Below are 20,556 nucleotides of genomic sequence, written 5' to 3' on the forward strand. Positions count from 1 at the left end.
AACCGCGTCACGGAAGCCTTCCCGCACCACACCAGTACGACTATTCGTCGCTTGCTCGAAGCCGTTCCTGCCGCGCCCTACGCTCGGACCTGCTGCGTGATCATGCACGCCCCGGCACCCGGAGGAGCGCGATGCCCGACAGCCAGCCGCAGCCCCCGGCGAACCCCGGCGGCGATGCCACCCCTCCCGCCGTCGTGCCCGGCGACGGCGCCCTCGTGCTCGGCGGCGCCCGGCTCGCCGACGGCCGCGTCGTGGACGTGCGGCTGAGCGGCGGGCGCATCGAAGCGGTGGGCACCGCCGGCAGCCTGGCGCCCGGCCCGCGCGTGGACCTCAGCGGCTATCTGCTGCTGCCCGCGCCCGCCGAACCGCACGCGCACGGCGCCACCGCGCTCACCGCCGAGGCCGACGGGCCCGTCTCGTACGCCGCGGAGGACGTCCAGCGGCGCGCGACCGAGGCCGCACTGCTCCAACTGGGGCACGGGGCCACCGCCCTGCGCTGCCACGTGCGGATCGGCGACGTGCAGGGGCTGCGCTCGCTGGAGGCCGTCCTGCAGGCCCGGCGGGCCCTGCGCGGGCTCACCGACCTCACCGCCGTCGCCGTGCCCCGGCTGCTCACCGGCGCCGCCGGAGCCGAGGGACTGGCCCTGCTGCGGGACGCGGTGAAGATGGGCGCGGCCGTCGGCGGCTGCCCCGACCTCGACCCCGACCCCACCGGCTTCGCCGAGACCGCCCTCGACCTCGCCGCCGCGTACGGCTGCCCCGTCGACCTGCACACCGACGGCTCCGACCCGGCCCGGCTCGCCCGGCTGGTCGCCATGGCCGGCGGGCTGCGCCCCGGCGTCACCCTCGGGCCCTGCGGCGGCCTCGCCCGCCTCCCCCGCGACCTGGCCGTGCGCGCCGCCGAGCAGCTGTCCGCGGCCGGGGTGACCGTCGTCTGCCTGCCGCAGGGCGACTGCGGGACGCTGGAGCAGCGCGGCGCCCGCGTCTCGCGCTGCGCCCCGGTGCGCCTGCTGCGGGCGGCGGGGGTGCGGGTGGCGGCCGGCAGCGGCGCCCTGCGCGACGCGGCCAATCCGGTCGGGCGCGGCGATCCCCTGGAGGCCGCGTTCCTGCTGGCCTCGCACGGCGAGCTGCGGCCCGAGGAGGCGTACGAGGCGGTCAGTGGGTGGGCCCGGGCGGCCATGGGGCTGCCGCGGGTGCGGGTGGAGGCGGGCTTTCCGGCCGAGCTGCTGGCCGTGCGGGGCGAGCGCGTCGAGGGCGTGCTCTCGATGGCCTACAGCCGCCTCGTGGTGCATCAGGGCCGCGTGGTGGCCCGTACGAGCGCGGTGCGGGAGTACTGCGACGGCTCGGCCGCCGCGGCCCTGGACCTGCCCCGGCAGTCCTCGCGCGGCGGGGGCGAGCCGTCCTGACGCGGGGTCGGGGCGGGGTCCGGCGAGGCCCTCTGTCGGATTCCGGTGATCGGCGTACGGTCGGATCATGCGCATTGTCATTGCTGGTGGACATGGTCAGATCGCGCTGCGGCTGGAGCGGCTGCTGCACGCGCGCGGAGACGAGATCGCGGGCATCGTCCGCAGGCCCGAGCAGGCCGGCGCCCTCCTGGCGGCCGGAGCCGAACCGGTCGTGTGCGACCTGGAGTCGGCCTCCGTGGGGGATCTGGTGAAGCACCTGGAGTCCGCCGACGCCGCCGTCTTCGCGGCCGGCGCGGGGCCGGGCAGCGGCATCGCCCGCAAGGACTCCGTGGACCGCGGGGCGGCCGCCCTCTTCGCCGACGCGGCCGAGGCGGCCGGCGTCCGCCGCTTCCTCGTGGTCTCCTCCATGGGCGCCGACCGCGAGCCCCCGGAGGGCACCGATCCGGTCTTCGCCGCGTACCTGCGCGCGAAGGGCGCGGCGGACGCGGACGTACAGGCCCGGGCCGGCCTGGACTGGACGATCCTGCGGCCGGGGCGGCTCACGGACGAGCCCGGTACGGGCCGGGTGGCGCTCGGGGAGGCCACGGGGCGGGGCGACGTGACCCGGGACGACGTCGCGGCGGTCCTCGCGGCGCTGCTGGACGAGCCGGGGACGGCGGGGCGGACGCTGGAGCTGACCGGCGGGGACACGCCGGTGGCGGAAGCGGTGAAATCCGCGGCGAGCGGCTGAAGGCAGCGGCTGAGGGCAGCGGCTGAGGGCCGGAAAACGAAAGAAGCCCCTGACCTTTTCAGGTCAGGGGCTCCATTCCGTGGCGGCGCCAGGATTCGAACCTGGGTAGGCTAAGCCGACGGATTTACAGTCCGCTCCCATTGGCCACTCGGGCACACCGCCATGGGGTGTCACCTCGGGCTCTCTTTCGATTCGCGCCGGGGCAACGACGTAAACCATACCCGATGACCTGGGGTGGTCCGCCACTCGGTTCATCGCCCGTGAGAACGGGCCCGGGGTGGCTAGGCTGACGGGGCGGTCCGCCGCCGGCCCGGGGCCGGTGGCAGCCCGGACCGCACCCCCCGATGGATCTACGCACGAGGAGCCAACTCAATATGGCCGACTCCAGTTTCGACATCGTCTCGAAGGTCGAGCGGCAGGAGGTCGACAACGCCCTCAACCAGGCCGCCAAGGAGATCTCGCAGCGCTACGACTTCAAGGGCGTGGGCGCCTCGATCGCCTGGTCCGGCGAGAAGATCGAGATGCGCGCCAACGCCGAGGAGCGCGTGAAGGCGGTTCTCGACATCTTCGAGACCAAGCTGGTCAAGCGCGGCATCTCGCTGAAGTCCCTCGACGCGGGCGAGCCGCAGGCCTCCGGCAAGGAGTACAAGATCTTCGCCTCGATCGAGGAGGGCATCTCCCAGGAGAACGCCAAGAAGGTCGCCAAGATCATCCGCGATGAGGGCCCCAAGGGCGTCAAGGCCCAGGTCCAGGGCGACGAGCTGCGCGTCAGCTCCAAGAGCCGTGACGACCTCCAGGCCGTCCAGGCCCTCCTCAAGGGCAAGGACCTGGACTTCGCGATCCAGTTCGTCAACTACCGCTGACCCGGGAACGACGGCTGACGGCAGTCACATCGAAGGCGCGCCGGAAGGGATCCCTTCCGGCGCGCCTTCGGCGTTCCCGGACCATGCCCGCCCGGCGGTCTTGACCTCAAGCTATGTCGAGGTTTTAGCGTCCAGGTGTACGGCCGGCCCGCCCGGAGCGGGCCCGTCCACCGACCCAGGGAGCGCCGCCATGACCCTCACCGCACCGGAGTTCGCCCCGGAGACAGCCCCGGAATCCACCCTGGCGACCGCCGCACCGCAGGCCCTCATCGACGCCCTCACCGACCGCGCCGCCGTCACCGACCTCATCGACCGCTACCTGCTGAGCCTCGACGCCCGCCGGTTCGACAACGCCTGGGCCCGCGGCCTGTTCACCCCGGACGTACGGATCACCTCGCCGGTCGGCGAGCACGAGGGCATCGGCGGACTGGCCGCGTGGCAGGCGGCCACCCTGGCCAAGTTCGAGCGCACGCAGCACATCGGCACCAACTACGTGCTGGACATCACCGGGGACCGCGCCACGGTGCGCTGGAACGCCCTGATGACCCACGTCCACCTGGCCTCCACCCGCGAGGCCCGCGGATCCGGCCCGGGGGACCACTTCACCGTCGGCGGCACCTTCGCGGGCGAGGTCGTGCGCACCCCCGGGGGCTGGCGCTTCCGGTGCCTCGACATCCGCGTGGTGTGGACGCACGGCGAAGGCCCCCTCGTCCTCACCCCTGCGGCCGAGGAGGCCTTGCGATCGCTGTAGTCACGGTCGCGGTAAGTCGCCTTCGCCTGCCGCCGGTTCAGCGGTAGCCGGCGAACGCCTGGTCCGTCGGGACGATTTCGCGGCCCAGCGGGAAGAGCGAGACCGGGATCAGCTTGAAGTTCGCGATGCCCAGCGGGATTCCGATGATCGTGCAGCACAGCGCGACGCCCGTGACGATGTGGCCGAGCGCCAGCCACCAGCCGGCGAAGACAAACCAGATCACATTGCCGATCAGCGACCCGGCACCGGCGTCCCGCCGCTCGACGGTCGTCCGGCCGAACGGCCACAGGGCATAGCTGGCGATGCGGAACGAAGCGATACCAAATGGAATGGTGATGATCAGTACGCAGCAGATCAGGCCGGCGACCACGTAGCCGATCGCCATCCAGAACCCGCACAAGATCAACCAGATGATGTTCAGGATGAACCTCATGAAAACAGCCTCCCACGCGTCGTAGCCCTCAGCGAGTGGGACGCAGGGCCTCTGACCTGCGGTTGCCAGGATCCGAAGATGACCTGTCCGTCCCCCGAACGGCCTAGCGCCGCGTGCCGCGGGCCGGCTCCGCCGTCATCGTGGGCGTGCCGCCGCGTCTGCCCTCCGGCGGACACGCAACGAGCGGGAGGAGCCTCCCATGCGCATACGTACGCGACAAGCCCTCGGCGCCGCGGTTTCCGCCGTGGTGCTCGCCGGAACGCTCGGCGCGGGGGTCGCCCGGGCCGGTGACCCCCCGCCTCCGCCCACGGAGGTGTCCCTCACGCAGTGCCTCGGCGGGGGCGGGACGATCGACGTGACGGTCGGGGACGATTTCGGGCCCGTGCTGGTGTGCCAGGGAGGGACATACGACGGCAGGCCCATCAGCGATGCCGACGACACGCCCGCCGGCTGACGGGCGAGCGGGCTGACAGGCGGACGGGCCGGCTGATGGACGGGCCGGCTAGCGGCCGCCGTGGCCCGCCATCTGCTCCAGGCGGGCGATGCGCTCCCCCATCGGCGGGTGCGTGGAGAACAGCTTGGTCATGCCCTCGCCCGCGCGGAACGGGTTCGCGATCATCATGTGGCTCGCGGTCTCGATGCGCGGCTCGGGGGGCAGGGGCAGGCGCTGCGTGCCCGCCTCCAGCTTGCGGAGCGCCGAAGCCAGGGCCAGGGGGTCGCCCGTGAGACGGGCCCCGGAGGCGTCGGCCTCGTACTCGCGGGAGCGGCTGACGGCGAGCTGGATGAGGGACGCCGCGACCGGGCCCAGCAGCATGATCATGATCATGCCGACGATGCCCGGGCCCTCGTCGTCGTCCGATCTGCCGAAGGGGACCAGCCACGCGAAGTTCACCAGGAACATCACCACCGAGGCGAGCGCGCCCGCGATCGAGGAGATGAGGATGTCGCGGTTGTAGACGTGGCTGAGCTCGTGGCCGATGACGCCGCGCAGCTCGCGCTCGTCCAGGAGGCGCAGGATGCCGTCCGTGCAGCAGACGGCGGCGTTGCGGGGGTTGCGGCCGGTCGCGAAGGCGTTGGGGGCGTCCGTCGGCGAGATGTAGAGCCGGGGCATGGGCTGGCGGGCGGCCGTCGAGAGCTCGCGGACCATGCGGTAGAGCGCCGGGGCCTCGAACTCGCTGACCGGGCGGGCGCGCATGGCCCGCAGGGCCAGCTTGTCGCTGTTCCAGTAGGCGTAGGCGTTCGTGCCCAGCGCCACCAGGACGGCGACGATCAGGCCCGCCCGCCCGAAGAGGCTGCCGATGACGATGATGAGTGCGGACAGCCCCCCGAGGAGGACTGCGGTCCTGAGCCCGTTGTGCCGGCGGTGCACGGTACGCCCTCCAAGTGGTGCGGCAGGGGAACCCTTTGCGCTGTCGTGCGTCCACTCGCGGTGGAGTCTCCAGTGGAACCTTCTTGCCCGGTCAACGCGAGACGAAGGCCCCGGGTTCCCTTACGCGCGGGGGCGCCGCCGGTCCGTCCGGGTGACGGGCGCCCTCCGGGCGGGTTCGCCGGGTACGCGCCGGCCGCCTGTCCGGCGGATCATGGCGTACGCGCCGGATCCGGCGACTGCGGCTGCGGCTGCGGGCGGGTTCGCTCAGTGCGCGCTGGTTCCGGCGGTTGCGTATACCGCCGGACCCCCGCCGCGGGGGCTCCCCGCCGTCGCGGCGGATCGTGCTTGCGGGCGGTTCCAGGACGGCCGCAGCCCACGGCGGCTGTCGCCGGGTGGGCCGGACACAGGCCACGGATCGTTCTTGCGGGCGGTTCCCCGAACCGCCCAGGCCGGCGCGGCCATCGCCCGGGCGGGCCGGGCACAGGCCACGGGCTCTCCTTCCGCCGCGACGGCTACCAGCCAACGCGGCGCAGAACGGCGGTGCCCGCCGGGCCTGCGGATCATGGCGTGGGCGCTGGTTCCGGCCGTTGCGTATACCGCCGGACCCTCGCCGCGGGAGTTTCCCGCCGTCGCGGCGGATCGTGCTTGCGGGCGGTTCCAGGACGGCCGCAGCCCACGGCGGCTGTCGCCGGGTGGGCCGGTCACAGGCCGCGGATCGTTCTTGCGGGCGGTTCCCCGAACCGCCCGGGCCGGCGCGGCCATCGCCCGGGCGGGCCGGGTACCGGCCACGGGCTCTCTTTCCGCCGCGACGGCTACCAGCCAACGCGGCGGAGAGCGGCGGTGCCCGCCGGCCCCGGTCCCTAGAGCAGGGCCTGCGAGGCGAAGCGGAGGACCAACTGGGGGGCGCCCGAGAGGGCGATGCCGGTCACTGCGGCGAGGGCGATCGCCGCGCTCAGGGGGGCCGGGACGCGCGCCGGTGCCGCCGTCTCCGCCTCCTCCGCCGGGCGGAAGAGGGTCGCCGTCCACTGCAGGTAGTAGTACAGCGCGATCACGACGTTGAGGGCCATGACGATCGCCAGCCAGCCCAGCCCCGCGTCGACGGCCGCGGTGAAGACCGTGACCTTCGCGAAGAGGCCGATGATGCCGGGCGGCAGGCCCGCGAGGCAGAGCAGGAAGAAGCCCATGGCGAGCGCGGCGAGGGGCCGGCGGGCGTAGAGGCCCCGGTAGTCGGTGATGCGGTTCTGCGGGCTCGTACGGGCCACCAGGGCGGCGACGGCGAACGCGCCGAGGTTCACGGCGGCGTACATCAGGGCGTACGCGACGGTGGAGCCGATGGCGTGCGCGGGGTCGTCGGCGTAGCCCGCGGCGGCGATGGGCACGAGCAGGTAGCCCGCCTGGCCGACGGAGGACCAGGCCAGCAGGCGCACGGCGCTGTGGGCGCGCTCCGGGCGCTGGCGGAGCGCGGCGACGTTGCCGGCGGTCATGGTCAGCGCGGCGAGGACGGCGAGGGCCGGTGCCCACACCGACGCGTACGAGGGGAAGGCGACGACCGTCACGAGGATGAGGCCGGTGAAGCCGACCGCCTTGCCGATCACCGACAGGTACGCGGCGACGGGCAGCGGCGCGCCCACGTAGGTGTCGGGCACCCAGAAGTGGAAGGGCACGGCCGCGGTCTTGAAGGCGAAGCCGACGAGGGTGAGGGCGACGCCGGCCTGGGCGAGCGTGCCGAGCCGCGGGTCGACGTGGCCGAGCTTCTCCGCGATCTCGGTGAGGTGCAGCGTGCCGGTGGCCGCGTAGACGAAGCTGACGCCCAGGAGGGTGACGGCGGTCGCGGTGACCGAGGACAGGAAGAACTTCAGGGCCGCCTCGGAGGAGCGGCGTTCGCCGCGGCGCAGGCCGACGAGGGCGAAGGCCGGCAGGGAGGCCACTTCGAGGGCGACGACGAGGGTCGCGAGGTCCCGGGAGGCGGGCAGCAGGGCGGCGCCCGCGGCGGAGGACAACAGCAGGAACCAGAACTCCCCTTCGGGGAGTCGCTGGTCGCGGACGGCGCTCATGGACAGCAGGGCCGTCAGGAGGGCGCCGCCGAGGACCAGGAGCTGGATGACGAGCGTGAAGTGGTCGGCGGCGTAACTGCAGGCGTCGCGGTCGGAGACCCCGGTGAGGCAGAACGTGGAACGGTCGCCGTCGAGGAGCGGCAGCAGGGAGAGGCCCGCGAGCAGCAGTCCGGCGACGGAGAGCCGGCCGAGGAGCGGCTTGCGGCCCTCGGGGAGGAAGAGGTCGGCGACCAGGACGACGAGCGCGACGACGGCCGTGACGGTGGGCGGCGCGATGGCGAGCCAGTCGACGGACTGGATCAGGGAGCCCATCAGTTGCCTCCTCGGAGGAGCTGCTGAACGGCCGGGTCGGTGAGGCCGAGGAGGGCCGCGGGCCAGAGTCCGGCGAGGACGGTGAGGGCGACGAGGGGGGTCCAGGCGGCGAACTCGTAGGACCGGACGTCGGCGGGTGCGTCCTGCGCGGTGCCGGCGGTCTGCGGCCGGGTGCTGCCCCCGTCGCCGCCCATGCACACGCGGCGGACGACGACGAGCATGTAGGCGGCCGTCAGGAGCGTGCCGAGACCGGCCAGGGCCATGAACGTCAGGAACGCCGGGCGGCTGAGCCCGTCGGCGGGCCGGAAGGCGCCGAACATCGCGAGCATCTCGCCCCAGAAGCCGGCGAGGCCGGGCAGGCCGAGGGAGGCGATCGCGCCGAAGGCGAGGAGCCCGCCGAGGCGGGGGGCCTTGCCGTAGAGGGCGGCGCCGGTGCGGCCGGAGAGGGCGTCGAGGTCGCTGGTGCCGTAGCGGTCCTTGACCGCGCCGACGAGGAAGAAGAGGAGGCCGGTGATGAGGCCGTGGGCGATGTTGGCGAAGAGGGCGCCGTTGACCCCGGTGGGGGTGAGCGTCGCGATGCCGAGCAGGACGAAGCCCATGTGCCCGACGGAGGAGTACGCGATGAGGCGCTTCAAGTCACCCTTGGCGCCCTTGCGTGCCAGGTTCAGGCACACCAGCGAGCCGTAGATGATGCCGACGGCCGCGAAGGCGGCGAGGTAGGGCGCGAAGGTGTGCGCGCCGTCCGGGGCGACGGGCAGGACGATGCGGACGAACCCGTACGTGCCCATCTTCAGCAGCACGCCCGCGAGGAGGACCGAGCCGACGGTCGGGGCGGCGGTGTGCGCGTCGGGCAGCCAGCTGTGCAGGGGCCACATGGGGGCCTTGACGGCCAGTCCGGTGCCGATGGCGAGGACGGCGATGAGCTGGGTGGTGTGGCTCAGCTTCGAGCCGTTGTCAGTGGCGAGTGCCACCATGTCGAAGGTGCCGCCCTTGATCCCGACGAGGAGGAGGCCGAGCAGCATCACGACGGAGCCGAGCAGCGTGTAGAGGATGAAGCGCCAGGCGGCGCGCTCCCTGCCTTCGCCGCCCCAGCGGGCGATGAGGAAGTACATCGGGATGAGCACCATCTCGAAGGCCAGGAAGAACAGCATCAGGTCGAGGACGGCGAAGGTCGCGAGGGTGCCGGACTCCAGGACGAGGAGCAGTGCGACGAATGCCTTGGGAGACGGGCCCGCAGGCATTTTGAAGTACGAGTAGAGCGCGCAGAGGAAGGTCAGCAGCGCGGTCAGGACGAGGAGGGGGAGCGAGACGCCGTCCACGCCCAGGTGGATCCGGATGTTCAGGGCCGGGATCCAGCTGATGTCGGTGGTCGCCTGCATGCGGGCCGGGCTGTCGTGGTCGAAGCCGGCGGCGAGGGCGATGCTCAGCGCGAGGACGGCGCCGGTGACGGTGACGCCGTGGCGGAGGACGGCCTGCTCGGGGCTCTTCCCCTTGAGGCCGGGCGGGGCCGGCAGCAGGGAGGCGACGGCGCCGACGAGGGGGAGGACGACGATCGCAGCGAGGAGGTACTGCAGGGCGGTGTGACTCACGGTCAGGCTCCGTTGGCTACGAGCACGGCCGCTACGGCCAGGACGACGGCGCCGGCGAACAGGGCGCTCAGGTACGTCTGTACGTTGCCGGTCTGGGCGCGGCGTACGGCCTCGCCGAGCAGGCGGGGTGCGCCGGCCGCGCCGCGCACGTAGGTCTCGACGACCTCGCGGTCGAGGAACCCGGCGAGGCGGGCGGCGGCGCGCGTGGGCCGGACGAACAGGGCGGAGTAGACGGCGTCCAGGTGGAAGCCGGCCGCGGCGTGGCGGTGCAGGGGGCCGAGGAGGGCCCGGCCGGGGTCGGCCGGGTCGGGTGCCGCCGCGATGTCGCCGTAGGCGGCCTCGTGGGTGGCGATGCTCTCCTCCTCGGAGACGTACGGGGGCGCGTCCGGGTCGGCGGCGACGGCGCCGAGGGGGGTGCGGGCGGCGAGCGCGGCGGTGCGGCGCCAGGCCGCGTACATCACGATCGCGCCGGCGAGGGCGCAGCCGGTAGAGAGGACGGAGGTGGTGAGCGTCGGGGTGAGCGACCCGCCGTCGAACCAGTCGGGGAGCTTCCAGGCGGCGAGGCCGAGCGCGAGCGTGGGGACGAACAGGATCCACAGGACGGTGTTCATCGCGGCGGGCTGCTTGCCGTGGTCGGCGGCCTCGGGGCCCGTGCCGCGGAAGGCCATCAGCCACAGGCGGGTGGCGTAGGCGGCCGTGAGGAGCGCCGTGAGGAGCCCCGCGGCGAGGACGAGCCAGCCGGCCGCGCCGGGGATGCCCTCGGCGTCGCCGGAGGCGGCGTGCTCGGCCGCGCCGAGGACGGCTTCCTTGGAGAAGAAGCCGCTGAACGGAGGGATCGCGGCGAGCGCGAGGAGGGCGACGGTCATCGTCCAGTAGGCGTCGGGGATGCGCTTGGCGAGGCCGCCCGTGCGGGCCATCGCGGCCAGCGAGTTCGTGCCGGCCGCGTGGATGATCACGCCTGCCCCGAGGAAGAGGAGGGCCTTGAACGCGCCGTGCGAGATGAGGTGGAAGACGGCCGCGCTGCGGTCGCCGACGGCGAGGGCGCCGGTCATGTAGCCGAGCTGGCCGACGGTCGAGTAGGCGAGGACGCGCTTGATGTCGTCCTGGGCGAGGGCCGCGAGGCCCGAGCCGACCATGGTGACGGCGGCCATCACGGCGAGCACGACGAGCGCGGCCGTGGAGGCCGCGAAGAGGGGGAGGAGCCGGGCGACGAAGTAGACGCCGGCCGCGACCATCGTCGCGGCGTGGATCAGCGCGGAGACCGGCGTGGGGCCGGCCATCGCGTCGGGCAGCCACGTGTGCAGCGGGAACTGCGCCGACTTGCCCGCGACGCCCGCCAGGAGCAGCAGCGCGATCAGCGTGGGGTGGTCGATGCCGCCGGAGGTGACGGCGGTGAGGATGCCGTTGATCCGGAACGTCCCGGCGTCGGCGGCCAGCGCGAGGATGCCGATCAGGAAGGGGACGTCGCCGAGCTTGGTGACCAGGAAGGCCTTGAGGGAGGCGCTGCGCGCGGCCTCGGTCTCCCAGTAGTGGCCGACCAGGAAGTACGAGCAGATGCCCATGATCTCCCAGCCGACCAGCAGCACCATGAGGTCGCCCGAGTAGACGACGAGCAGCATGGCCGCGGTGAAGAGGGAGACGAGGGCGGCGTAGGAGGGGTAGCGGGGGTCGTCGCGCAGGTACGCGGTCGAGTAGAGCTGGACGCAGGTGGCGACGACGCCGACGAGGAGCGCGACGAGGACGGCGAAGCCGTCGAGGTGCAGGGCGAGGTCGATCGGCACGGAGCCGGTCGGGGTGAGCCGGGTGGCGGCGTCGAGGGCGTCCCCGCCGCCCTGCCGCCAGGCGACGACGGCGGCGAGCACGGCCGCGGCGAGCGTCGGCAGGACGGCGAGGGGCCGTACGAAGCCGGGTGCGCGGCGGCCCGTCAGGAGGCCCGCGAGGGCGCCGAGGAACGGCAGCAGGGGGACGAGGACGGCGGTGGTCGTGGTGCTCACGCGGCGGCCTCGGCCTTCTCCTCGCGGTCTGCGCGTTCGGTGTCGGAGCCGGCGTCGGGGGCGTCGTCGCGCAGGTCGCGCAGGCGGTCGACGTCGGCGGTGCCGCGGTTGCGGTGGACCTGCAGCACGATCGCCAGGCCGATGCCGATCTCGGCGGCGGCGATGGCGATGGTGAAGAGGGTGAGGGCCTGGCCCGCGTGCAGCTCGTCGCGCAACCAGACGTCGAAGGCGACGAGGTTGAGGTTGACGGCGTTGAGCATCAGCTCGACGGACATCAGGACCAGGATCGCGTTGCGCCGGGCCAGGACGCCGTACAGGCCCGTGCAGAAGAGGAGGGCCGCGAGGACGGCCGGGTAGACGAGGTGCATCAGCGCTTCTCCTCCTTGCCTCTCTTGCGGGAGAGGACGATCGCGCCGACGAGCGCGGCGAGCAGCAGCACGGACAGCGCCTCGAAGGGCAGCACCCAGTGCCGGAAGAGGATCTCTCCGGAGACCTTCGTCGTGCCCTGGGGGGCGTCGCCGTCCAGGCCGATCCAGGTCGTGCGGAAGGCGTCCGCGACCACCCACACGAGGGCGGCGGCCGCGGCCACGGCGACCCCGAGGGCGGCCCAGCGGTTGCCGGAGTCGGCGTCCGGGGAGCGGCCGATGGGGGCCTTGGTGAGCATGAGCCCGAAGAGGAGCAGGACGACCACGGAGCCGACGTAGATCAGGACCTGGACCCAGGCGATGAACTCCGCCGTCAGCAGCAGGTACTCCACGGCGAGCCCGCCGAGGGCGACGACCAGCCAGAGCGCGGCGTGCACGAGCTGCTTGGTCGTGACGGTCACGACGGCCGCGCCGAGGGTGACCAGGCCGACGAGGAGGAAGACGACCTCGACGCCGGTCGGGGAGAGGAAGCCGTGCGCCTGTGCGGCGAGCACGGTGGTGCCGGTGCCGGTCATGCCTCTCCCTCCTGCTGGGCCTTCAGTTTCTCCGCCGTCTTCTCGGCCGCCTTGCGGGCCGCCGCGATCTCCTTCGGCTCCTCGGCCGCCGGGTCGAGCGCCGGCGGCTCCGGCACGGTCCACATCCAGTCGCGGAGCTTGTCCCGCTCGTGGACCAGGTCCTGGATGTCGGTCTCGGCGTACTCGAACTCCGGCGACCAGAACAGCGCGTCGAAGGGACACACCTCGATGCAGATCCCGCAGTACATGCACAGCGAGAAGTCGATCGCGAAGCGGTCGAGGACGTTGCGGCTGCGCTCGCGGCCGCCCGGGACGGCCGCGGGCACCGTCTCCTTGTGGGAGTCGATGTAGATGCACCAGTCCGGGCACTCCCGGGCGCACAGCATGCAGACCGTGCAGTTCTCCTCGAACAGGCCGATCACGCCGCGCGTACGGGGCGGCAGCTCGGGCTGGACGTCCGGGTACTGCGCGGTGTGCGCGCGGCGCGTCATCGTGCGGAGCGTGACGGCGAGGCCCTTGGCGAGGCCGGAGCCGGGAATGCCCATTACTGGGTCACCACCTTGACGACGCCCGTCAGCGCGATCTGCGCCAGGGCGAGGGGGATGAGAACGGTCCAGGCCAGCTTCTGCAGCTGGTCCTCGCGCAGGCGCGGGTAGGTCACCCGCAGCCAGATCACGACGAAGGCGAGGACCGCTGCCTTCAGCAGCGTCCACACCCAGCCCAGGCCGTCCGCGCCGAACGGGCCGTGCCAGCCGCCGAGGAAAAGGACCGTGGTCAGACCGCACAGCACGACGATGCCCGCGTACTCCGACAGCAGGAACAGCGCGAAGCGCAGGCCCGTGTACTCGGTGTACGCGCCGAAGATGATCTCCGAGTCGGCGACCGGCATGTCGAACGGGGGGCGCTGCAGCTCGGCCAGGCCCGCGACGAAGAAGACCACCGCGCCGACCAGCTGCCACGGCACCCACCACCAGTGGAAGGCGTCCACGATCCCCGGCAGCGAGACCGTGCCCGCCGCCATCGCGACGCTCGCCGCGGCCAGCACCATCGGCAGCTCGTACGCCATGAGCTGCGCGGCCGTGCGCAGGCCGCCCAGCAGCGAGAACTTGTTCGCCGACGCCCAGCCCGCCATCAGCGAGCCGAGGACTCCGACGCCCATCACGGCGAGGACGAAGAAGATGCCCGCGTCGACGGCCTGACCCACCTCGTTGCCCGGGCCGACCGGGATCGCGACCAGCACGAGGAGGTACGGGAGGAGGGCCACGGCCGGTGCGAGCTGGAACACGCGGCGGTCCGCGCCCGCCGGGACGATGTCCTCTTTCTGCGCGAACTTCACGCCGTCCGCGACGAGCTGGGCCCAGCCGTGGAAACCACCGGCGTACATGGGGCCGAGGCGGCCCTGCATGTGGGCCATCACCTTGTGCTCGGTCTGGCCGATGACCAGGGGCAGCACGAGGAAGACGACGAAGACGGCGAGGAGGCGCAGGACGACGTCGAGAGTGTCGCTCATGCGGGGTCGCCTCCGGCGGGGTTCGTGTCGTTCTGGGGTTCGCCGTCTCCGGTCGCGTTTCCGGCTCCGCCGGGGGCGTCGGTGTCCGGCTCGGCCGGGGCCGGAGCCGGAGCCGGCTCGGCGCCGGGAGCCCCACCGGACGGTGACTCCGGCACCGCCGGGCTCCGCCGCTCGGGCTGGGCGCCGTCGCGGCGGGGAGAGCTTTGCGGCTCGGTTGAGTCTTCCGGGGCTCCGGACGCCTCCGCCTCACCGGACGGTGACTCCGGCACCGCCGGGCTCCGCCGCTCGGGCTGGGCGCCGTCGCGGCGGGGGGAAGCGGGCGGCTCGGACGAGTCTTCCGGGGCCGCGGGCTTGCCGGGCTCTTCTTCGAAGGCCGGGCGGGCGTGGTGCCACGGGGCGTCGGAGGAGCCGGCGGCCGCCGGGCGGGTACGCCTCGGCGCGGCCTCCCCCGCCTGGCCGGCAGAACCGTCCGACGCGCTGCGGGCCGGGGCCGGGGCCGTGCCTTCGGTTGCCTGGCTCGCAGAACCGTCCGCCGCACTGCGGGCACGACGGGCCGGGGCGGCGCCTTCCGGCTGGCTGGCCGAGCCCTCGGACGCGCTGCGGGTACGGCGAGCCGGAGCCGCGCCCTCCGCCTGACTGGCAGAACCGTCCGCCGCACTGCGCGTACGACGGGCCGGGGCAGCGGCGCCTTCCGGCTGACTCGCCGAGCCCTCGGACGCGCTGCGGGTACGGCGCGGAGGCGCACCGTCCTCCACCTGACTCGCCGAGCCCTCGCTCGCGCTGCGCGCACGCCGCGGCGGCCCCGCGGCCTCCGGCTGGCTCGCCGAGCCCTCCGCGACGCTGCGCGTGCGGCGGACCGGGCGGTCGCCCGCCGCGCGGGGTGCGCGGGCGGGGCGGGCCGGGGCCGGGGGGAGCTGGCCCTTGAGGGGGCCCCATTCGTTGGGGTCGGGGACGCCCGGGGGCAGCATCTGGCGGCGCTTGGGGCCGCCGTCCGCCGCCTCGCCCGGCTCCTTCGCGCCCGGCCACGCCTTGGCGACCCGTGCCGCCAGGACGAAGTCCTTGCGCAGCGGGTGGCCCTCGAAGGCGTCGGGGAGGAGGAGCGGGGCCAGGTGCGGGTGGCCCGGGAAGTCGATGCCGAACATTTCGTGGGTCTCGCGCTCGTGCCAGGCGGCACCCGCGTAGACGCCCACGGCGGTGGGCAGCGCCGGCGCCTCGTGCGGCACCGTCGTGCGCAGCAGCAGCCGGCGCGTGCCCGCTCCCCCGCCCGGCAGCGCGGCCAGGTGCGCGCAGACGCGGAAGCCCGTACCGGGCTCGTCCACGGCGCTCAGCCAGTCGAAGAAGGTGCAGCCCAGCCGGTCCCGGGCGGTTTCGAGCGCGGTGATCCACCGCTCGGCCGGGACGTCGACGGTGAGCAGGTCGTACGTCTCCTCCGCCGTCGCGCCCTCGCCGAAGAGTGCGACTGTCCCGCCCGGCAGCCAGCCGACCGAGGTCTCGGGAGCGGACCCAACGGATTCGGAGACAGGAGGCTCTTGCGTCGGCTCGCTCATCGGTCCGTCTCCTCCGGCGTGGCCGACGGCGCCGGCGGCGGCGTCACCAGCCCGCTGCGCAGGGCGGCGGCGGAGGCCCCCGCACCCCCGGCGGACCCGTACCGCTCGCCGAGCGACTCCCGCGCGATCTTCTCCTGCAGCTTCAAGATGCCCTGGAGCAGCGCTTCCGGCCGCGGCGGGCAGCCGGGCACGTACACGTCGACGGGAATGATCTGGTCGACGCCCTTGGTGACCGCGTACGAGTCCCAGTACGGGCCGCCGCAGTTCGAGCAGGCGCCGAAGGAGATCACGTACTTCGGCTCGGGCATCTGCTCGTAGAGCCGCTTCACGGCGGGCGCCATCTTGTCCGTCACCGTGCCGGAGACGATCATGAGGTCGGCCTGCCGGGGCCCGGGCGCGAAGGGGATGACGCCGAGCCGGATGAAGTCGTGCCGCGCCATGGACGCCGCGATGAACTCGATCGCGCAGCAGGCGAGCCCGAAGTTGAAGACCCACAGGCTGTAGCGGCGTCCCCAGTTCAGGACGACCTTCATCGGCTCCGGGGCCAGCCTGGCGAGGGGGCCGAGGCGGCGGGGCTCGGGGAGGTCCACGGGTGTCACGTCCACTCCAGGACGCCCTTCTTCCATGCGTACAACAGGCCCACGGCGAGGAAGCCGAGGAAGATGAACATCTCCACGAGCGTGGCCCCGCCGAAGCCCGGCGCCGCGAACACCGTCGCCCAGGGGAACAGGAAGATCGAGTCCACGGCGAAGATCACGTACAGGAAGGCGTAGACGTAGTAGCGGACCTGGGTGTGGGCCCAGCCCTCGCCGACGGGGTCGACGCCGCACTCGTACGTCAGCAGCTTCTCGGGCGTCGGCACGACGGGCCGCAGCAGCCGCCCGGCTCCGAAGGCCACGGCGACGAAGAGCACGCCGACCACGGCGAGCAGCCCTACCACGGAATAGCTCTGGAAGTAGTCCGCGGTCACGTCCGCCCTCGCTCCCTGTCCCGCGTGTTCGACGTTCTGTACGCACGGGAGTCTAGGCCCTGGTGGGGTTATCCCCACCCTTCCCCACCCACGGTCCCCATGGCGGCGGCCCGTACCGGCCGTGCAGGCTTGGGGGTATGACCGCCAGCAGTGCCGCGAAAAGCACGTCGAGCAACACCGGAACCATCAGAGGTGATGAAAAGTATACAAACACCTCTTACACGGATGATTCCGACGGCTGCGACGGTCCCCTCCCCCCGGCCCGCTTCGCCTTCGGCGCCCGGACGTGGAAGGAGGTCGCGCACCTCCTGCTGAACCTGCCGGAGGCGCTCCTCGGCTTCCTTTACGTGTCGCTGTGGCTCTACGCCGGCGTCCTGACGTCCGTCACGGTCATCGGCCTGCCGCTGCTGGCGCTCGGCCTGACGGGCGCGCGGGCGCTGGGCCGCGTCGAGCGGCGGCGGGCGCGGGCGCTGCTGGGCCTGCACGTCGAGGAGCCGAGCCGGCTCTCGCGGCAGCGGCGCAGCCACGGCTTCTTCCCCTGGATGTGGTCGGCGCTGAAGGACCCGGTCGCCTGGCGCACCACCCTCTACGGCTTCATCCGGCTGCCCTGGGGCGTCCTGACCTTCGCGCTCACGCTGTGCCTGTTCTTCGTCGGCTGGCCGTTCCTCGGTTTCGCCGCGCGTGGCATGACGAACCTGGACCGCGCCATGGTGCGCGGCCTGCTCAGCCCCTCCAGCGAGCTGGAGCGGCGGATCGCGGAGCTGGAGCAGGACCGCGGCGTGGTCGTGGACACGGCGGCCGCCGACCTGCGCCGCATCGAGCGCGACCTGCACGACGGCGCCCAGGCCCGCCTCGTCGCCCTGGCGATGGGGCTGGGTCTGGCGAAGGAGAAGGTCCTGGAGGACCCGGAGGCGGCGGCGCGGATGGTCGACGAGGCGCACGGCGAGGTGAAGCTCGCCCTGCAGGAGCTGCGCGACCTGGCCCGCGGCATCCACCCGGCGGTGCTGACGGACCGCGGCCTGGACGCCGCCCTGTCGTCGGTCGCGGCGCGCTGCACCGTCCCGGTGTCGGTCTCGGTCGACCTGGGCGAGCGCCCGGCGCCGGCGATCGAGGGCATCGCGTACTTCACGGTCTCCGAGCTGCTGCAGAACGTCAGCAAGCACAGCCGGGCGCGGACGGCCGAGGTCGAGCTGTGGCGCAAGGGCGGACGGCTGCTCATCCAGGTGCGCGACGACGGCCGGGGCGGCGCGTCGACGGCCTCGGGCAGCGGGCTGGCCGGGCTCGCGGAGCGGCTGGGCTCGGTGGACGGCCTCTTCGCGGTGGAGTCCCCGGCCGGCGGGCCGACGGTCGTCACGGCGGAGCTGCCGTGGCGCGACCGGGCTGCCGGCTAGGCGGCCGCCGGCCCCCCGCCGCGCGGAATCGCCTCTACCCCCTGCCCGGCGGCCGGGGTAGGGACAACCCCACCTCCTGGACACCGACTCCCACCATGGTCCGGGCCCGTCCGCTCCGCGAGCCTTGAGGTACGGAAACCACCGCGACCAGCCCACCAGCGATCAGGGAGAGACCACCGTCATGGCCATGGACTACGGGCGGGCGGCGCATCACGACGCACGCCGGCCCCATCGCGTGCCCGCCGTGCTGCGCGCGCCCCTGGAGGCCCGCACCTGGCGCGAGTTCCTCCACCACCTGCTCAGCCTGCCGATCGCGGTCGTCGCCTTCTCCTTCGCGGTGACGATGACGACCGCCGGCGTCGGCATGCTGATCACCTTCGTGGGCGTGCCGGTGCTGGCCGCGGCGCTCGTCGGCGTGCGGGCGCTGGGGGCGATCGAGCGGGCCCGCGCCCGGGCCCTGCTCGGCATGGAGATCAGCGAGCCGGAGCCCGTGCGCGCGCGGGACGGGCGGCGCGGGCTCGTGCCGTGGACCGGGGCGCTGCTCAAGAGCGGCGTGTCGTGGCGGCACATGCTCTACGCGGTGCTGCACCTGCCGTGGGCCGTGGTGACGTTCACCGTCTCGCTCGTGACGTGGTCCGTCGGCTGGATGCTGTTCCTCTACCCGGCCTACTCGTGGATGTACCCGGAGTGGTGGGGCCAGCCCGGCATGCAGCTCGGCGGCGACTCCGAGCACGGCGCGGGCATCTACGTCGACAACCCGTTCGAGATCGGTGTGACCTGCGCCGCCGGCCTGCTCGTGGTGCTGGCCACCCCGTGGGTGATCCGCGGCCTCGCGTACGGCGACCGGCTGCTGGTGGCCGGGCTGCTCGGCCCCTCGCGGCTCGCGGAGCGGGTGTGGGAGCTGGAGGAGGACCGCGGCGTGGTCGTGGACACGGCGGCCGCCGACCTGCGCCGCATCGAGCGCGACCTGCACGACGGCGCCCAGGCCCGCCTCGTCGCCCTCGCCATGGACCTCGGCCTGGCCAAGGAGAAGCTGGAGGAGGACCCGGAGGCGGCCGCGCGGATGGTCGACGAGGCGCACGGCGAGGTGAAGCTCGCCCTGCAGGAGCTGCGCGACCTGGCCCGCGGCATCCACCCGGCGATCCTCACCGACCGGGGCCTCGGCCCGGCCCTGTCCGCGCTGGCCGCCCGCTGCACCGTCCCGGTGCAGGCCGAGGTGGACCTGCCGGCCCGCCCGGCGGCGGCGATCGAGGGCATCGCGTACTTCACGGTCTCCGAGCTGCTGCAGAACATCAGCAAGCACAGCGAGGCGCGGAGCGCGCGGGTGGACGTGTGGCGCTCGGCGGACCGGCTGATGCTGCAGGTGTGGGACGACGGCAAGGGCGGCGCGTCGACGGCCGGCGGCAGCGGGCTGGCCGGGCTCGCGGAGCGGCTGGGCTCGGTGGACGGCCTGCTGGTGGTCCGGTCCCCGGAGGGCGGGCCGACGACGGTGACGGCGGAATTGCCGTGGCGGGGATAGTGACGGCCTCTGGTCGCCCATTCCGCCGGACCCTCACCGCGGTGGTGCCCCGCCGTTGCGGCGGCCATCTTCTTGGAGCGCTGCTCCCGTAGATCGAAGCGTTGCTCCCGTAGATCGAGAGGCCCGGCCTCTTCACACCGGCACACTCCCGTAGACCGGATCGAGAGGCCCGGCCTCTCAAGACCGCCGCCGCGGCGAGCAACCACCGCGGCGCGGTCCGGCGGTGCCGTACCGGCTGCGGCGTCACGGCGCCGGGACCGCCGGCGACGGCCCCCCGCGTGACATGCTGGGCCCGTCGAAATGCCGCCGGACGGGGGAGCCGCAAGCCGTGGAGGACAGGGTACGCATCGTCATCGCCGAGGATTCGGTGCTCCTCCGGGAGGGCCTGACCCGGCTGCTGACCGACCGGGGCCACGACGTCGTGGCCGGCGTCGGCGACGGCCAGGCGCTGATCAAGGCCGTCCGCGAGCTCGCGGACGAGGGCGCGCTGCCGGACGTGGTGGTGGCGGACGTCCGCATGCCGCCCACCCATACGGACGAGGGCGTGCGCGCCGCGGTGGAGCTGCGCCGCCGTCATCCGGGGCTGGGCGTGCTGGTCCTGTCGCAGTACGTGGAGGAGCAGTACGCGACGGAGCTGCTGGCCGGCAGCAGCACGGGCGTGGGCTACCTGCTCAAGGACCGGGTGGCGGAGGTCCGCGAGTTCGTGGACGCGGTGGTGCGGGTGGCGCGCGGCGGCACCGCGCTGGACCCCGAGGTCGTCGCCCAGCTGCTGGGCCGCAGCCGGAAGCAGGACGTCCTCGCGGGGCTCACTCCGCGCGAGCGCGAGGTGCTCGGGCTGATGGCCGAGGGGCGGACGAACTCGGCCGTCGCCAAGCAGCTGGTGGTGAGCGACGGAGCGGTCGAGAAGCACGTCAGCAACATCTTCATGAAACTTGGGCTTTCCCCTAGTGACGGGGATCACCGGCGGGTGCTGGCGGTGCTGACCTACCTCCGCTCCTGATCAACTGACGCCGCGTCATTGCCGGGTAGCCGCCCTGGTGGGAGGGGGTCGGCCGCCGGGAGACCTAGCACGAAAGACCTAGAGCGGGCGGGCCCGCGGGGCCGCGTTCACGGGATCGGCCAAACCCGTCCGTACCAGGACAAGTGGAAGCCTCACCCTCCGCTTCTTCTTGTGATCC

The 20,556-nt window shown here is 73.4% G+C and carries 20 protein-coding genes and 1 tRNA gene; 8 read left to right on the forward strand and 13 right to left on the reverse strand.

Annotation, left to right across the window (positions count from 1 at the left end; genetic code table 11):
- Window positions 1–131 precede the first annotated feature (131 nt).
- Window positions 132–1,406 carry an amidohydrolase family protein gene (locus tag IF61_RS0123205; protein WP_030368437.1) on the forward strand — a complete coding sequence of 425 codons (1,275 nt, stop codon included), beginning with the start codon at window positions 132–134 and terminating at the stop codon, window positions 1,404–1,406.
- A gap of 67 nt (window positions 1,407–1,473) precedes the next feature.
- Window positions 1,474–2,136: an NAD(P)H-binding protein gene (locus tag IF61_RS0123210; protein ID WP_030368438.1), complete on the forward strand. Its 663-nt coding sequence runs from the start codon at window positions 1,474–1,476 to the stop codon at window positions 2,134–2,136.
- An 80-nt stretch (window positions 2,137–2,216) separates the two neighbouring features.
- Here the strand turns inward: IF61_RS0123210 and IF61_RS0123215 are convergent.
- A tRNA-Tyr gene (locus tag IF61_RS0123215) sits at window positions 2,217–2,298 on the reverse strand.
- Between the two features lie 212 nt (window positions 2,299–2,510).
- Between IF61_RS0123215 and IF61_RS0123220 the strand changes: the two genes are divergently transcribed.
- Together IF61_RS0123220 and IF61_RS32580 are read left to right on the forward strand one after the other, a co-directional pair.
- The gene (locus IF61_RS0123220; RefSeq protein ID WP_030368439.1) at window positions 2,511–2,999 is read left to right on the forward strand and encodes a YajQ family cyclic di-GMP-binding protein; all 489 of its coding nucleotides are present in this window, start codon (window positions 2,511–2,513) and stop codon (window positions 2,997–2,999) included.
- Window positions 3,000–3,189: 190 nt separating this feature from the next.
- Window positions 3,190–3,750 carry a nuclear transport factor 2 family protein gene (locus IF61_RS32580; RefSeq protein WP_078660422.1) on the forward strand — a complete coding sequence of 187 codons (561 nt, stop codon included), beginning with the start codon at window positions 3,190–3,192 and terminating at the stop codon, window positions 3,748–3,750.
- A 37-nt stretch (window positions 3,751–3,787) separates the two neighbouring features.
- Here the strand turns inward: IF61_RS32580 and IF61_RS0123230 are convergent, their stop codons facing one another.
- Complete coding sequence (locus IF61_RS0123230; protein WP_030368441.1) at window positions 3,788–4,183, reverse strand: YccF domain-containing protein; 396 nt, start codon at window positions 4,181–4,183, stop codon at window positions 3,788–3,790.
- Window positions 4,184–4,382: 199 nt separating this feature from the next.
- On the opposite strand from IF61_RS0123230, the gene IF61_RS0123235 reads away from it, so the two are divergent.
- Entirely contained in the window at window positions 4,383–4,637 is a 255-nt protein-coding gene (locus IF61_RS0123235) for a hypothetical protein (protein WP_030368442.1), read from the forward strand.
- A gap of 48 nt (window positions 4,638–4,685) precedes the next feature.
- On the opposite strand, the gene htpX is transcribed toward IF61_RS0123235, so the two are convergent.
- From htpX to IF61_RS0123290, 11 genes are all read right to left on the reverse strand, one after another.
- A complete protein-coding gene (gene htpX / locus IF61_RS0123240) occupies window positions 4,686–5,552 on the reverse strand; it encodes a zinc metalloprotease HtpX (protein ID WP_030368443.1) in 867 nt (288 codons plus the stop codon).
- An 860-nt stretch (window positions 5,553–6,412) separates the two neighbouring features.
- Complete coding sequence (locus IF61_RS0123245; protein ID WP_030368444.1) at window positions 6,413–7,918, reverse strand: NADH-quinone oxidoreductase subunit N; 1,506 nt, start codon at window positions 7,916–7,918, stop codon at window positions 6,413–6,415.
- Window positions 7,918–9,507 (reverse strand): complex I subunit 4 family protein, encoded by a 1,590-nt coding sequence (locus tag IF61_RS0123250; RefSeq protein WP_078660423.1) that lies wholly within the window; start codon window positions 9,505–9,507, stop codon window positions 7,918–7,920. The genes IF61_RS0123245 and IF61_RS0123250 overlap by 1 nt, the downstream gene beginning before the upstream one ends.
- A gap of 2 nt (window positions 9,508–9,509) precedes the next feature.
- Window positions 9,510–11,501, reverse strand: coding sequence for an NADH-quinone oxidoreductase subunit 5 family protein (locus tag IF61_RS0123255; RefSeq protein ID WP_030368446.1), 1,992 nt, complete (start codon window positions 11,499–11,501; stop codon window positions 9,510–9,512).
- The gene (gene nuoK, locus IF61_RS0123260) at window positions 11,498–11,869 is read right to left on the reverse strand and encodes an NADH-quinone oxidoreductase subunit NuoK (RefSeq protein WP_030368447.1); all 372 of its coding nucleotides are present in this window, start codon (window positions 11,867–11,869) and stop codon (window positions 11,498–11,500) included. The genes IF61_RS0123255 and nuoK overlap by 4 nt, the downstream gene beginning before the upstream one ends.
- Entirely contained in the window at window positions 11,869–12,441 is a 573-nt protein-coding gene (locus IF61_RS0123265) for an NADH-quinone oxidoreductase subunit J family protein (protein WP_030368448.1), read from the reverse strand. Before IF61_RS0123265 ends, nuoK begins: the two co-directional genes overlap by 1 nt.
- On the reverse strand, window positions 12,438–12,986 hold the full coding sequence (locus IF61_RS0123270) for a NuoI/complex I 23 kDa subunit family protein (RefSeq protein ID WP_030368449.1): 549 nt from the start codon (window positions 12,984–12,986) through the stop codon (window positions 12,438–12,440). The genes IF61_RS0123265 and IF61_RS0123270 overlap by 4 nt, the downstream gene beginning before the upstream one ends.
- Window positions 12,986–13,951: an NADH-quinone oxidoreductase subunit NuoH gene (gene nuoH / locus IF61_RS0123275; protein WP_030368450.1), complete on the reverse strand. Its 966-nt coding sequence runs from the start codon at window positions 13,949–13,951 to the stop codon at window positions 12,986–12,988. Before nuoH ends, IF61_RS0123270 begins: the two co-directional genes overlap by 1 nt.
- Complete coding sequence (locus IF61_RS0123280; RefSeq protein WP_078660424.1) at window positions 13,948–15,498, reverse strand: NADH-quinone oxidoreductase subunit C; 1,551 nt, start codon at window positions 15,496–15,498, stop codon at window positions 13,948–13,950. Before IF61_RS0123280 ends, nuoH begins: the two co-directional genes overlap by 4 nt.
- A complete protein-coding gene (locus IF61_RS0123285; protein WP_030368452.1) occupies window positions 15,495–16,103 on the reverse strand; it encodes an NADH-quinone oxidoreductase subunit B in 609 nt (202 codons plus the stop codon). The genes IF61_RS0123280 and IF61_RS0123285 overlap by 4 nt, the downstream gene beginning before the upstream one ends.
- Entirely contained in the window at window positions 16,094–16,468 is a 375-nt protein-coding gene (locus tag IF61_RS0123290) for an NADH-quinone oxidoreductase subunit A (protein WP_030368453.1), read from the reverse strand. Before IF61_RS0123290 ends, IF61_RS0123285 begins: the two co-directional genes overlap by 10 nt.
- Before the next feature lie 137 nt (window positions 16,469–16,605).
- Between IF61_RS0123290 and IF61_RS0123295 the strand changes: the two genes are divergently transcribed.
- The 3 genes from IF61_RS0123295 (at window position 16,606) to IF61_RS0123305 (ending at window position 20,378) form a co-directional block, all read left to right on the forward strand.
- The gene (locus IF61_RS0123295; protein ID WP_078660425.1) at window positions 16,606–17,859 is read left to right on the forward strand and encodes a sensor histidine kinase; all 1,254 of its coding nucleotides are present in this window, start codon (window positions 16,606–16,608) and stop codon (window positions 17,857–17,859) included.
- 181 nt (window positions 17,860–18,040) lie between these two features.
- Window positions 18,041–19,378 (forward strand): sensor histidine kinase, encoded by a 1,338-nt coding sequence (locus tag IF61_RS0123300; RefSeq protein WP_030368455.1) that lies wholly within the window; start codon window positions 18,041–18,043, stop codon window positions 19,376–19,378.
- Between the two features lie 283 nt (window positions 19,379–19,661).
- Window positions 19,662–20,378, forward strand: a complete 717-nt coding sequence (locus IF61_RS0123305; RefSeq protein ID WP_078660432.1) for a response regulator transcription factor — start codon at window positions 19,662–19,664, stop codon at window positions 20,376–20,378.
- Window positions 20,379–20,556: the final 178 nt, after the last annotated feature.

Source organism: Streptomyces roseoverticillatus, from assembly GCF_000719265.1.
Lineage (GTDB): Bacteria > Actinomycetota > Actinomycetes > Streptomycetales > Streptomycetaceae > Streptomyces > Streptomyces roseoverticillatus.